The organism is Agrobacterium sp. fls2-241-TYG-188a, assembly GCF_030209845.1.
In genome coordinates this window covers 466,136-479,957 of sequence record NZ_JARVRD010000001.1, presented here as the reverse complement: position 1 = coordinate 479,957, position 13,822 = coordinate 466,136, and the positions used below count along the sequence as shown (strand labels likewise).

The 13,822-nt window shown below is 56.6% G+C and carries 11 protein-coding genes; 8 read left to right on the top strand and 3 right to left on the bottom strand.

Going from position 1 to position 13,822, the window contains the following annotated elements:
* The first annotated feature begins 112 nt into the window (after positions 1-112).
* Positions 113-2,110, top strand: a complete 1,998-nt coding sequence (locus QRN85_RS02045) for a putative bifunctional diguanylate cyclase/phosphodiesterase (protein WP_284757059.1) — start codon at positions 113-115, stop codon at positions 2,108-2,110.
* A gap of 121 nt (positions 2,111-2,231) precedes the next feature.
* Here the strand turns inward: QRN85_RS02045 and QRN85_RS02040 are convergent, their stop codons facing one another.
* On the bottom strand, positions 2,232-4,811 hold the full coding sequence (locus QRN85_RS02040) for a DNA translocase FtsK (protein ID WP_502870744.1): 2,580 nt from the start codon (positions 4,809-4,811) through the stop codon (positions 2,232-2,234).
* Positions 4,812-5,253: 442 nt separating this feature from the next.
* On the opposite strand from QRN85_RS02040, the gene QRN85_RS02035 reads away from it, so the two are divergent.
* The 7 genes from QRN85_RS02035 to QRN85_RS02005 all read left to right on the top strand — a co-directional run bounded on the left by QRN85_RS02035 (position 5,254) and on the right by QRN85_RS02005 (position 11,859).
* Positions 5,254-6,138 (top strand): dihydrodipicolinate synthase family protein, encoded by an 885-nt coding sequence (locus tag QRN85_RS02035; protein ID WP_284757057.1) that lies wholly within the window; start codon positions 5,254-5,256, stop codon positions 6,136-6,138.
* Positions 6,139-6,150: 12 nt separating this feature from the next.
* On the top strand, positions 6,151-6,810 hold the full coding sequence (locus QRN85_RS02030; protein ID WP_062588205.1) for a GntR family transcriptional regulator: 660 nt from the start codon (positions 6,151-6,153) through the stop codon (positions 6,808-6,810).
* Between the two features lie 53 nt (positions 6,811-6,863).
* Complete coding sequence (locus QRN85_RS02025) at positions 6,864-8,192, top strand: ABC transporter substrate-binding protein (protein ID WP_284757056.1); 1,329 nt, start codon at positions 6,864-6,866, stop codon at positions 8,190-8,192.
* Positions 8,192-9,130 carry a carbohydrate ABC transporter permease gene (locus QRN85_RS02020; RefSeq protein WP_062588208.1) on the top strand — a complete coding sequence of 313 codons (939 nt, stop codon included), beginning with the start codon at positions 8,192-8,194 and terminating at the stop codon, positions 9,128-9,130. The genes QRN85_RS02025 and QRN85_RS02020 overlap by 1 nt, the downstream gene beginning before the upstream one ends.
* Entirely contained in the window at positions 9,130-9,951 is an 822-nt protein-coding gene (locus QRN85_RS02015; protein WP_062588210.1) for a carbohydrate ABC transporter permease, read from the top strand. The genes QRN85_RS02020 and QRN85_RS02015 overlap by 1 nt, the downstream gene beginning before the upstream one ends.
* A gap of 84 nt (positions 9,952-10,035) precedes the next feature.
* Positions 10,036-11,094: an ABC transporter ATP-binding protein gene (locus QRN85_RS02010; RefSeq protein ID WP_113091890.1), complete on the top strand. Its 1,059-nt coding sequence runs from the start codon at positions 10,036-10,038 to the stop codon at positions 11,092-11,094.
* A gap of 207 nt (positions 11,095-11,301) precedes the next feature.
* On the top strand, positions 11,302-11,859 hold the full coding sequence (locus QRN85_RS02005) for a DUF6030 family protein (protein WP_062588214.1): 558 nt from the start codon (positions 11,302-11,304) through the stop codon (positions 11,857-11,859).
* Between the two features lie 120 nt (positions 11,860-11,979).
* On the opposite strand, the gene QRN85_RS02000 is transcribed toward QRN85_RS02005, so the two are convergent.
* Together QRN85_RS02000 and QRN85_RS01995 are read right to left on the bottom strand one after the other, a co-directional pair.
* Positions 11,980-12,915, bottom strand: coding sequence for a dihydrodipicolinate synthase family protein (locus QRN85_RS02000; protein ID WP_113097919.1), 936 nt, complete (start codon positions 12,913-12,915; stop codon positions 11,980-11,982).
* Between the two features lie 113 nt (positions 12,916-13,028).
* Positions 13,029-13,748, bottom strand: a complete 720-nt coding sequence (locus QRN85_RS01995) for a GntR family transcriptional regulator (RefSeq protein ID WP_113091892.1) — start codon at positions 13,746-13,748, stop codon at positions 13,029-13,031.
* Between the last annotated feature and the right edge of the window lie 74 nt (positions 13,749-13,822).

Here is a 13,822-nt window from a genome sequence, read left to right as displayed (position 1 = left end):
CTTGAGTCTGACAGATGAGAGAACCGGAAGTAAAACAGCAGAATTTAGCAATAACTTCTGCAAGTCTCGATCCGATAAACTTGCAACATTATTGCAACCTATGGAAAAGTGCATGACGCACACTTTAGCAGATACGGCAGGACTTGACTTGCATCAGGAAGCGTCGCCGCAGCGATCCAAGGACGCTTTGCGGACTCTTTTCCTGGAAGAGGCTGACGTCCAGCGACGCAAAGCCATAAGGCAAGGCTTATGGCTGGCGGTCCCCATCTACCTGATGTTTTCGCTGATGGATATTTTGCTGGTGCCAGATGTTGCACCACACACGATGTTCGCGCGGTTTGTCGTCAGTATCTGCGCCCTTCTGACACTGGAAATGCAAATCCGGGCTGGTGCCAAAACGAACCAGTTGGACATTGCCTGTGCCACGGCATTGATATGCAGTTATGTCGGTTGGCTCATGCCGGCGATGATGACATCCTATGCCACCAACATGTCCTATTACATGGTGTTCGGCGCGATGTTCATGATGGGCGCCAACCTGTTTTTTACCTTCAATTTCAGCCTGTCCATATTTACGTCCAGCCTGGTCTTGCTGACTTATTTCGTGGCGCTCAGCTATTTCCATCAGGACATCTATTATCAGATCGCCTTCGGCACCTTCTATTTCTCGTGCTTTGTCTTCACCAGCTATGTGAACTTTAGACTGAACCGTGAACGCTATCACGTGTTCCTCAACGCGATCGAGGCTAAGGTGCAACAACGCCAGGCGGAAGAGCGCGGCGTGGCCTTGCTGCGGCTGTCCAACACCGATCCTTTGACCGGCCTTGAAAATCGAAGGGCAATCGACGGACGCCTGCGGCATTTGTGGGACGAATGGACCGAGAAAGAGCGGAACTTCGCAGTCTTCCTCATCGATGTCGATTTCTTCAAAAAGTATAACGACTTCTATGGCCATCAGGAAGGCGACCGCTGCCTGGTGCAGGTGGCGCAAACGCTTCAGGACAGTATGAGCCGTTTCGACGCGGTCATCGGTCGCTACGGTGGCGAGGAGTTCATAGCCCTGGCGCGGTTCACCACCGCCCGAGACATTGAAGAAATCGCCGAAACGATGCGGCAGACAGTCCAAGACCTTTCACTGACACATGAAAGGCGAAGAGATGGGACGTCTGTCATAACCGTCAGCGTCGGCGTCTCCTATACGCGTCCGCACCCGGATGCGAAGCTGGAACGCCTCATCAATGAAGCGGACCGCGCGCTTTATCTTGCCAAGGCAAATGGCCGGAACACTGTCAAACTATTCGACCCGAACGACCCGAATAACAGCGACGACACCGAGAATGTCGCGGCGCTGCTGAATATAGCAATCGCCCAGAACCTCGTATCTCTGGTTTATCAGCCGATAAAGACACTTTCGACCGACAGGGCCACAGGGCTAGAGGCACTCATGCGGTTGCGACTTCTGGACGGCACACTTGTTCCTCCCAGCATCTTCATTCCCATCGCCGAACGGACCGGGGTGATCACCGATCTTGGCCTGTGGGCAATCCGCACGGTGTGCCAACAGGTTCTAAGCTGCGAAGAAACCTCCGTCGTCAGCGTCAACGTTTCCCCAATTCAACTGAAATGCCCCGGCTTCGCTACATCGGTCGCCGCCATTCTCGGTGAAATGGGAGTGGCTGGAGGACGACTGGCCCTTGAGATCACCGAGGGCCTTGAGGTCGACATGAACTCCGACGTTCTTCGCTGCATCAGCGATCTGAAAACACTGGGCGTCAAAATCTGGCTCGACGATTTCGGCACCGGCTTTGCCGGGCTGTCCTGGCTGCGGCTGGTTGAGTTCGATACCGTCAAGATCGACAAGTCGTTCCTGCATGATGCCTGCACACCTCGCGGCAAGGCGATGTTGAGCGATATTGTCGACCTGATCCGCAACCGCGGCCACAAGATCCTCGTTGAAGGTGTCGAAACCGCGGAGCAGATGGAATTGCTTAAGGAACTTCGCATCGATCAGGTTCAGGGCTATTACGTAGGTCGTCCTGCCGCCATCGAAAAGTTGAAACGCAACAGGGTGCCCTATCTGCCGCGCACGGGTCTCATCCGCCCGATCTGATCCGGCAAGAGAGTGCCAGATGCACAAAACCCGGCGATGACCTCGCCGGGTTTTTGAATTTCTGCAGGCAACTTGAACGACAGGGTGTTGCTATAGCGTGTCCAAATAACGAGGAGACACCCTAGTCGACAGCGCCCGGTACCTCACACACATCACGTTCACCCATGATGATCGATCGTTTGCCGACGTGATTGGCAGGGCCCACAATGCCTTCCTGTTCCATGCGCTCAACCAGCGAGGCAGCGCGGTTATAGCCGATCGAAAGGCGACGCTGGATATAGGAGGTCGAGCACTTCTTGTCGCGCAGCACAACCTTGACCGCCTTCTCGTACAGGTCAGCGGTATCGTCCTCACCCATGGCTGATTTGTCGAAGACAGCTGTGTCCTCTTCTTCAGCATCATCGGCTTCATCTGCGTCTTCCGTGACGGTGCCGAGATATTCAGGACGGCCTTGCGTCTTCAGATGTGCAACGACCTTCTCGACCTCTTCGTCCGATACGAACGGTCCATGCACACGCGCTATGCGGCCGCCTCCAACCATGTGGAGCATGTCGCCCTGGCCCAGAAGATGCTCGGCACCCTGTTCGCCAAGGATGGTTCGGCTGTCGATCTTCGACGTGACCTGAAACGAAATGCGCGTCGGGAAGTTGGCCTTGATGGTGCCGGTGATGACATCCACCGATGGGCGCTGTGTGGCCATGATGAGGTGAATACCCGCAGCACGCGCCATTTGAGCCAGGCGCTGGATTGCGCCCTCGATCTCCTTGCCCGCGACCATCATAAGGTCGGCCATCTCGTCGACGATCACGACGATATATGGCATCGCCGTCAGGTCCATTTCTTCCTGCTCGTAGACCGCCTCTCCCGTTGCACGATCAAAGCCGGTCTGGACGTTGCACATGACGGTTTCGCCCTTGGCGCGCGCCGATGCTGCACGGGCATTGTAGCCATCGATATTGCGCACACCCAGACGCGACATCTTGCGATAGCGGTCTTCCATCTCGCGAACCGCCCATTTCAGCGCCATGACGGCCTTCTTGGGATCGGTCACGACTGGCGTCAGCAGATGCGGAATTCCATCATAGACAGACAGTTCCAGCATCTTAGGATCAACCATGATGAGCCGGCACTCTTCCGGCTTCAGCCGGTAAAGCAAAGACAGGATCATCGTGTTGATCGCGACGGATTTGCCGGAGCCGGTGGTACCGGCAACAAGAAGGTGCGGCATCTTTGCCAGCTCGGCGACAACGGGCTCGCCACCAATTGTCTTGCCGAGGCAAAGCGCAAGCTTCATCCGCGTTTCCGCGTAATCGGGCGACTCGATCAGTTCACGGAAATAAACCGTTTCCCGAACCGGGTTCGGCAGTTCGATGCCGATGACGTTGCGGCCCGGCACGACAGCCACGCGGGCAGAAAGTGCAGACATCGAGCGGGCAATATCGTCCGACAGGCCGATAACGCGGGACGACTTGACGCCGGGGGCAGGCTCGAACTCGTAAAGCGTCACGACAGGGCCAGGGCGAACATCGATGATCTCGCCCTTGATGCCAAAGTCTTCCAGAACACTTTCCAGCAGACCTGCGCTCTGCTCCAGTGCTTCCGGCGTCATTGTTGTCGTCTGCAGAACCTGCGGCTGTTGCAGAAGATCGATTGGTGGATATTCGTATTCGCCGTCGCTGAACACCGGCGCATCCAGAAACATCGGCTGATTGTTGTTGCGCGCGACCGTGCGCATTTCCCGTCGCGGCTCTATTACGGCAGCGGGTTGAACCACTGGCACGACAGGCTGCTCGGCTGGGACGGCCACGACCTGGGCCGGTTCTTCCACAGAGGTTTCGACATGGTGCGCTTCAGGCTGGGCGCTATCCGCCTCGGGAACGGCGCGGACCTCTACCTGCCGGTAGAGCGAAACGGGTGAATCAACTGATCTCGCAAAGACCGGCTTTTCGATGGTTGGTGGCAACTGGCGAATGACCTGGACCGGTTGCGGCCGGGGGGTGACTTTCGCCTGGGCGGGAGCTGGCTGTACTGGAGCGGCAGCCGCCACGCTGCTGGCCTTGATGCGGGCCAGTTCGGCAAGCCGCATCGGGCGCGAAGGCGGCAAAATGGCGTCGCCCATATCGAGGCTCATGGCCTCCCAGAACATTTCATCCGACAATGCATCGGCAAAGGCGGGAACATCAAGCCTGGCCTGAACCGAAGCGCCTTGAGTATCGGGGAAGCAGGCAACATCGATCTGTTCGTCAGACGACGCGGCAGAGGATGGAGAGTCTTCAACAGTCGTCACCGCGTCAGCCGGAGCGGAGGCTTCCTGCTGTTGCTTCAAGGCAAGTTCGCGCCGCAAACGATATGTAAGCGCAAGCGCACCCGTCGCTCCTGGAGGTTGGGGAAGCACGGCTGGTTTTGCAATGCGGCGCTCTTCCTCTGTCAGCTTGGGCGCGGCAGGGCGATCGCTCTCCGGCCTGGCAGCGTGCGAGGGAGCGAATACCGCCTCATCCCCATCCGGTTTGGGGGAGGTCGCAGCTGTCGCCTGTTTTCCGGCAACGATATTTTGCGGAGTACGCGTAAACCGCACATTGGGGCCGAGAACAAAGGCGTTCTGCCACAGGGGCATCTCGTCGCGACCCTCGATAGCATTCGCAGCAATCTGATCAGCGTTACGACCCATAACGGCACGCTGGTCTGGCGTTAACGGAATCATTCCGCTGGCCCCATTTTGCGTTGCCTGCGGCTCCGCATCGGGCTGCTTCTGTCCCCTCTCTTCTATCGTATTGACGGAATTATTTAAATTCGAACGGGGAAAACGCATCACAGCCTGTACACTCATCATAAACGGACATTTGGCACAGCAAATGAGATAGAAAATAAAGGTTAATCACATATTGCCAAGAGCCTCCCAAAAGCCAATTTTAACAATCTTAATCTTCGCTGTGTCCCGTCAGACACGCTTTTCTAAAATGAGCTGAATCGGGAAAAACCCCTTTAAAGCCAGTGTTTTCCCAACTTAGAACTCGTTTTCCACGCAGACCCCGCGCCATTTTGTCCGAGGATCAAATTCTTTCCACAGGACTGAGCACTGCAGGCTTTACAACTAACATGTTAATGTCGTATCAAGCGTTTGTCAGTTTTGGAGGAGCAGGCAATTGACTGGTAAATTCGGCCTATCGGCAGCACTTACGACACCATTTTCGCAGGATGGAGCGGTCGAGATTCCGACCATGATCGCTCAGGCCAAGCGTTCGCTGGCCGCGGGCTGCGATAGCGTTACCCTTTTCGGCACCACTGGCGAAGGCAGTTCGATTGGCTCGAGAGAGCGGACCGAGATCCTTTCAGCTTTTCTGAATGCGGGTATTGCTGCCAACAAGCTGGTCACAGGCGTGCTGGTGGATTCGGCACAGGATGCGGCAGACCAGGCGGGCGAAGCTCTCAAAGCCGGGGCGCGCAACATCCTTCTTGCACCTCCGTCCTATTTTAAGAACGTTAGTGATGAAGGGCTGTTTCAGTGGTTCTCATCCGTATTCCATCAGCTTGGCGATACCGGCCGGGACATTCTGGTTTATAATATTCCGTCCGTTACGGCGGTGGGACTTTCGGTAGAACTCATCGGCCGCCTGCGCCACGCCTTTCCGGGCGTCGTCACAGGCGTAAAGGACTCCTCAGGCGATTGGCCCTATACGCAGCGCCTGCTTTCCGAGCATCGGGATCTCGTCATTCTGATTGGCGATGAACGGCATCTGGCACAGGGCGTTCGCCTTGGCGGACAGGGCGCGATTTCCGGCTGCGCCAACTTCCTGCCACAGGAGGTTCGGGCCATGGCGGTGGATGGCCTGGATGACAATCGGATCGTGGATCTGGTTGCAGAGCTCCTCAAGAACCCCGTGACACCGGCGGTCAAGGTTCTGGTTTCGCACGTCACGGGGGAAACAATCTGGCACACGGTGCGCCCTCCCCTGGTTTCCATTTCCGCTGAAAATTGTAAGAAGCTTCAGGCCGCATTCGATACTTTATTCAACAGGCAGGCGGCCTGAAAAGGGTTTTTCATGGACGAGACTGGCGAGCAGACGACATTGCGGGAAAAGGCGTATGAGAGTTTTACGCATCACCTGCTTGCGCGCGATGTTCGCCCCGGCCAGTTCATATCCCAACGTCGTCTGGTGGAATTGACCGGGCTCCCGCTAGGGGCAATTCGTGAGGCCATACCACGGCTGGAAGCGGATGGGTTGATCAAGACCGTTCCCCAGCGCGGTCTTCAGGTCGCCCATATCGATATCAACCTGATCCGCGAAGCGTTTCAGTTTCGTATTTTCCTGGAAAAGGAAGCCGTTGCGATTTTTACCCGCACGGCTTCCGATGACACGATTGCAGAGATGATCTCCAATCACCGCAACATTGCCGAGGCCGCGCAAAGCGGAACGACATCGCCGGAACTGGATGCAAGAGCGCAGGCTATCGATTGGGGAATGCATGATGCCTTTATCGATTCACTTGGAAATTCCATCATTTCGAATGCCTACCGGGTAAATTCCATCAAAATGCGGCTGATCAACCAGGAGCGGTTTCGAATTGCAGGTCACGTCAAGTCGGTCATGGCCGAGCATCTGACCATTCTGGAAGCCATCGAGCAACGCTTGCCCGAGGAGGCGGCCGAAAGGCTGGTCGCCCATATCAGAAATGCGAGGGACAGGGCTCTCGCGGTCTAAAAAACAATCGGCCGGGGGTGAGGAGATTTTCGGCCACACAAGAGGAGGAAAACATGACATACTCTCTGCTTAATCCTACACGTCGTGCCTTCATGGCCGGAACGGCAGCCATTGCCGGTACGGCTGCATTCGGCATTCGTCCCGCCTCGGCAGCGGTTGACTGGAAGAAACACGCCGGGACCACGCTCGAGGTCAATCTCGTCAAAAGCCCGCGCAGCGAAACACTGCTGAAATACATCAAGGAATTCGAGGAACTGACCGGCATCAAGGTCAATGCCGAGGCGACGCCTGAACAGCAGCAACGGCAGAAGGTCGTGATCGAGCTGTCTTCCGGCAGACCGAGCTTCGATGTGGTCCACCTGAGCTACCACGTGCAGAAGCGCCAGTTCGAAAAAGGCAAATGGCTGGCCGATATCAGTGGCTTCCTGAAAGATCCGACACTCACCGACCCTTCGCTGGTAGAGAGTGATTTTGCCGAAGCGGGAATGCAGTTTGCCAAGGATAGCGATGGCGTCCTTCGCTCGCTGCCCTTCTCCGTGGATTACTGGATCCTCTACTGGAACAAGGAACTGTTCGAAGCCAAGGGCCTGAAGTATCCACAGACCTTCGATGAACTTGTTGCCGCCGCAGAAGCGATCACCGACCCGTCGACCAATACCTACGGCTTCGTGGCGCGCGGATTGAAGAACGCCAACACGCCCGTCTGGACATCTCTGATGCTGGGCTATGGCGCAGCTCCCATCGTAAACGGCAAGATCGACACCACGACGCGTGAAGCTGTCGAGGCCGCAAAGCTTTACCAGCGGCTGATGACGAAGTCGGCCCCTCCGGGTGTTTCCGGCTTCAACTGGGCAGAAGCGCAATCTGCCTTCCTTCAGGGCAAGATTGGCATGTGGTTTGATGGTGTCGGCTTTGCTCCGCCCATCGAAAACCCGGAAAAGTCCCGCGTCGTCGGCAAGGCCGGTTACGGTGTCATGCCAAAGGGTCCGGCCCAGCAGGCTGCAGGCACCTTCGGGGATGGTCTTGGCGTCGTTGAAGCCTCCACCAAAAAGGAAGCTGCTTACCTGTTCTGCCAATGGGCCATTTCGCATGAAATGGGTGCGCGTCTGTTGCAGGCGGGTGCGGGCGTCCCGTTCCGCCAGTCCATTCTGGAAGACGCGAAGGTTCGGCAAGGCGTCAAGATGCCTGCCGAATGGCTGGACGCCGTCGTCGGTTCCGGCAAGGTGTCCAGGCTTGCCCTTCCCGTCATCATTCCCGTCACCGAGTTCCGCGATATCTATGGCGTCGGTCTCACCAACATGATCGGCGGGGCAGACCCGGAAACCGAACTCAAGAAGGCGACCGAGCAGTTCGCACCTGTTCTGGCACGCAGCGAGGGATAATGGTGTCCGTCAGCATAGAAACTGCCGCGTCGGCAAAAACAATCAGCAGAAGGAGCAAGCCCACGCGGCTTGCTCCCAACTACTGGCCTTTCGTCATTCCCGCACTCGTCGTCATTGCAGCGGTCATCGTGTTTCCGTGGGTGTTCACACTCTGGATGAGCGCGCAGCGCTGGACGCTGGGTCAGGAGCAGAGCTTCATCGGCTTGGACAACTATATTCGTCTGGCCAGCGATGCTCGGTTCTGGGAATCACTCTGGCACACGCTGGTCTATACGACGCTGTCAGTTGTCGCGCCTCTGTTTCTCGGTACGCTGGCAGCCCTTCTGTTCGATGCGCAATTCCCATTGCGCGGCTTCCTGCGCGGCGTCTTCGTCATGCCCATGATGGCAACTCCGGTGGCCATCGCGCTGGTCTGGACCATGATGTTCCACCCGCAGTTGGGTGTGCTGAATTATCTGCTCTCGCTCATCGGCATAGGGCCCCTCGAGTGGATCTACAACCAGTCCACAGTGATCCCGTCTCTCGTCCTCGTGGAAACCTGGCAGTGGACGCCGCTTGTGATGCTCATCGTCCTTGGCGGCCTTGCCGCTGTGCCCCGTGAACCCTACGAAAGCGCTGAAATCGACGGCGCCAATGCCTGGCAGAAATTCCGCTACCTGACCATGCCCATGATTGCGCCGTTTCTGATGATTGCGGTCATCATCCGCTCCATCGATGCCGTCAAAAGCTTTGATATCATTTACGCGATGACGCAGGGCGGGCCCGGCACGGCCTCGGAAACCATCAACATCTATCTCTACAACACAGCCTTCGCCTATTACGATATTGGCTACGGCTCAGCCATGGCCGTCGTTTTCTTCATCGTCATCATTGCCCTGTCCTTCGTGCTTCTGATGGTGCGCGCAAGAACACAGTGGAACGAGATGGAGTCCCGCTGATGAAACGCAAGACCCTCGACCGTATCGGCCTGTTTTTTGTGGCACTGGTCATGATCTCGCCGGTCATTCTTTTCTTCATCTGGATGATTTCGCTGTCCTTGAAATACGAGATCGACAACGGTGCTTATCCACCCATCCTCATCCCGGAACGCTTCGCATGGTCGAATTACGTGAAGGTCTTCGAGGAGAACAACTTCTTCCTCTATTTCTGGAATTCCGTTCTGGTCACGGGGGCAGCAACCTTTCTTGCGCTCGTCATCGGCGTTCCCGCAGGTTACGGCATTGCGCGATTGAAGGCCGAAAAGGCAGCCATCGTCATCATGATTGCACGCATGACGCCCGGTCTCTCCTTCCTCATTCCGCTGTTTCTTCTGTTCCAATGGCTGAACCTGCTCGGCACGCTCTGGCCACAGATCATCATCCATCTCGTCGTCACTGTTCCGATCGTCGTCTGGATCATGATCGGCTATTTCGAGACGACGCCGAAGGAGCTCGAAGAAGCAGCCAGCATGGATGGTGCCTCTTCGTGGCAGGTTTTCCGGCTCGTGGCACTGCCCATCGCAAAGCCCGGCATCGTCGTGTCATTCATTCTCGCGGTCATCTTCTCCTGGAACAACTTTGTCTTCGGCATCGTGCTGGCAAGTCGTGAAACGCGCACCCTGCCCGTCGCCGTCTACAACATGCTGTCCTTCGAGCAGGTCAGCTGGGGGCCGCTTGCGGCGGCGGCTCTGATCGTCACCCTGCCGGTTCTGTTGCTGACGATGTTTGCGCAAAAACAGATCGTTGCGGGCCTTACCGCTGGCGCCGTCAAGGGCGGCTGAACCACCTCTTTTGCTTAACGCAACTCCGAACGCAAAACCGCTTGGCATCTTTGCTGGAATTGCTTTCATCACGGGATCAAAACCATGGCACCGGTCAATATTCAAAATGTTCAAAAGCGCTTCGGCGCAGTCAACGTCATCCACGGCATCGACATCGATATTGCAGATGGCGAATTCGTGGTCCTCGTCGGACCATCGGGATGCGGAAAATCGACCCTGTTGCGCATGATCGCGGGGCTGGAAGAGGTCAGCGATGGCGAAATCCACATCGGGGCGCGCGAGGTCAGCAACCTGCCTGCGCGAGATCGCGACATCGCAATGGTGTTCCAGAATTATGCGCTTTATCCGCATATGACGGTCAAGGACAATATGGGCTTTGCCTTAAAGCTCAAGAAGGTCAGCGCCGATGAGACCGCCGCCAAGGTCAACAAGGCGGCTGGCATTCTGGGTCTGGACAAGTTGCTGGACCGATACCCGCGCCAGCTTTCCGGCGGCCAACGCCAGCGCGTTGCCATGGGCCGCGCTCTGGTGCGCGATCCGCAGGTCTTCCTCTTCGATGAACCGCTATCCAACCTCGACGCCAAGCTGCGTGTGCAGATGCGCGGCGAGATCAAGGCACTGCACCAGCGCATCGGCACCACAACAATCTACGTCACGCATGACCAGGTGGAAGCCATGACCATGGCCGACAAGATTGTCGTGCTGCATGATGGCGTCATTGAGCAGATCGGCGCACCGCTGGAGCTCTATGACCGGCCCGCAAACCTGTTTGTAGCAGGCTTCATCGGCTCCCCCGCCATGAACTTTATCAGGGGCCGTGTCGAAGAGGGCGTGTTCCGTACGACCAAGGGGCTGACCCTGCCCATGCCACAGACTGCAAACCCCGCAGAACTTGGCGGTCGTGACCTTGTCTACGGCATCCGCCCGGAACATATCCGCGTTGCCGAAAACGGCATCTCCGGGCGCGTCGAACTGGTGGAGGGGACCGGTTCCGAAATCTACGCCAAGCTGGACTGCATGGGCGAAGATATTGCCTGCCTGTTCCGGGAGCGGCTGGATATCCGTTTCGGCGATACGGTCAGCATTGCCGTCGATCCAGCTTCGGTGCATCTGTTTGACAGGGAAACAGGCAAGCGCATCTGACAAAGCTGAGTGAAACAAAAGGCGGATAGCATGTGCTGCAACGAGCACGGCCATGCTGCCTGCGCGACCTTGGGTCCGCAAACACCAACACTTGCGCTTCGCCAAACAAACTCTGCGGCAGCTTACGCGAAGTTTAGTGATTTTTTGGCCAGACACCTGTAATGACCACCCATGGGTATGAATCATACAGGGGCCTGCGCGGGGCGAATGGCGAGATCATTCATACTGCTCCTAATTCTGTGTCTCAACGCGACGCTTGCCAACGCAACCGTCGTTGATGGTGCGCGGCCGCAGCAAACGCCCAAAGTTGGAAGTCTGAAATCCGGAAGACTGCTTGGTGCACGACCAGCAACCCGTTTCGATGAGAATAGGTGTCGTGGCCTTGCTGATCTGGGTGCTGGAGAACGGCCAGCCTTCCTGGCACGAGAAAGCGGCGAATGGGAGTGCAGCTACCTCATCGATTATCCGGAAACCTCGCACCAGCCCTCCGTTTTCGTGGTGATCCGTGGTGTGAAGGCCGAAGTGTGGAGTAATTTCAGGCTCAAGCTGAATTTCGGCTCTGTCCTGTCGCGTCAGGAACTGGCGTCTCAGGCCGCACAGCTGGTTCAGGCAATTGTCGGGGAGCGCATCCACGTCAAGGATCTAGCCGCGATGCTGGCCGCTCAAAAAGACTTCACCATCGCGTTCGGCAATATCGAGTTCGTATACAAGCGTGAGCGGATGGACGAAACGCGTTTCAATCTGACGGGAACTGTTGCGAACTAAGACCAATATTGATGGCGCCAACAGGACCGCCGGAAGGCAAGATGCGCCCGAAAAGGCGCATCCATTCTATTCTATTTATTCTATTCTATTCTATTCTATTCCATGTCCGGAAAGAACTGATCAGTTTGGATAGCGTGAGGAATACCAGCTTTTAAACAGCGTGAACTGGTTCTCGATCTGGCGACGCTGCGAGTCGCTGAGCGCATCGCTTTCATTGAAGTGCAGGCTGTATTCGCTCTCACCATTGAGCACCATCAGGTACTTGTAGTGCAAGACGAGGTCTGGGCCTTCATCATAGGTGGACAGGACAGTCAGCGCCTCTTCCAGTTCACGAGCATCGCGGCGAGCGGCTGCATCACCCTTGGCAGCTTTTTCGCAGAGGGAGACGAGATGCAGGACTTCTTTCGGCAAGGCATTGCCGATGCCGGTGATGGCGCCGCCCGCTCCGCAGTTGACAAAGCCGTGGTAAACCCCGGTATCGACGCCCACCATCAAGGTCAGGTCGTCATCACCTGAGGTGATGTTTTCTGCCGCATAGGTCATGTCGGCCTTGCCACCGAATTCCTTGAAGCCAATCAGATTGGAGTAGCGCGAGCGGAGATCGAAGAAGAGGTCGGCGCGCGTGGCAAAGCCATAATAGGGGCTGTTGTAGATAACGGCGGGAAGTCCGTTGGCAGCTTCCAGAATAGCGGAAAAATGTGCTTTCTGCGCAGCGGTTGATGACCCACGAGACAGAACCCGCGGAATGACCATCAAGCCCTTGGCGCCAACCTTGGCCGCATGTGCCGCATGGCTGACAGCGGATTTCGTGTTGATCGCTCCTGTTCCAACGATAACGGGAACACCGGCTTCTGCCAGCCGACGCACGCCCTCCTGCCGTTGCTCATCCGTCAGCAGCGGCCAGTCGCCCATGGAACCGCAGTAGACAACCGCCGACATGCCAGCAGCGATCAGCTCCTTACCCTTTTTAACGAGCGAGTCGAAATCAGGGGTGCGGTCTGCCTTGCAGGGCGTCATAAGCGCTGGAATACAGCCAGTAAAAATGGAATCTGCCATGTTTGTCGCCTTGCTGAAGCTGGGGCCGCGGCCCGATCAATCGTGCAAGGGTCCTAACACGGCATCGCCAACTTGTCGACAAATAAAATACAGAGCGTGCGTCCCAGACGGCTTCACAGGGAAAGGCTGAGACTTTCCCGGCCATCTGCGGCAATATAGGATCGTATTTGCTGGACGATCTGGTCCGCGTGCTCACGCGCAATTCTGTCGGCGCCTTCAATGTCACGTTCGACGATGACCTTGATCATGTCTTCATGCTCGGTGACATATTGGCGCGGCAAGAGGTCATTGAACGAGGAATAATAGAGGCGAAGAATGCGACGCCCCTCGTCCAGCAGGCGCGTGAAAAGCTCCGTGTAATATCGGTTTCCGCCTGCCACGGCGATTGCAATATGGAAATCCCGGTTGGTCGAGATCATCGCGAGCACATCCCTCTGGGTGACGGCCGTTTCGAATGCCTGTTGCAGCGCCCTGATTTTTACAATGTCATCTTCGCTGTGCCGGGCGGCAGCCAGCCTTGTGGTTACCCGGTACAGGAGCGTCAAGGCATCGAAGAACTCTGGCAGGCCCAGAAAATCGATCTGCGAGACGATGGTCGCGCGGTTCGTCAATGTGGTGATCAAACCTTCCGCCGCCAGTTTGACCAGCGCCTCGCGAATGGGTGTTCTGGAAAGCTCGAAACGTTCCGAAAGCTGGACTTCGTCGATCGGGCTGCCTGGAGCAAGTCTCAGTTCGATGATCTCATTGCGAAGCGTTTCATAAACGGTTGAAACCCCAAAACCCCTGCGGTGCGTCTGCTTTTCCTTTTCGTCCAGCTTTTCGCTCGCAGCCATATCGTTCCCGTCTCCGCAATCACATCGATATGTCCATTTACGATATTCCTGCCCAGAACAAAATCCCAACGGGC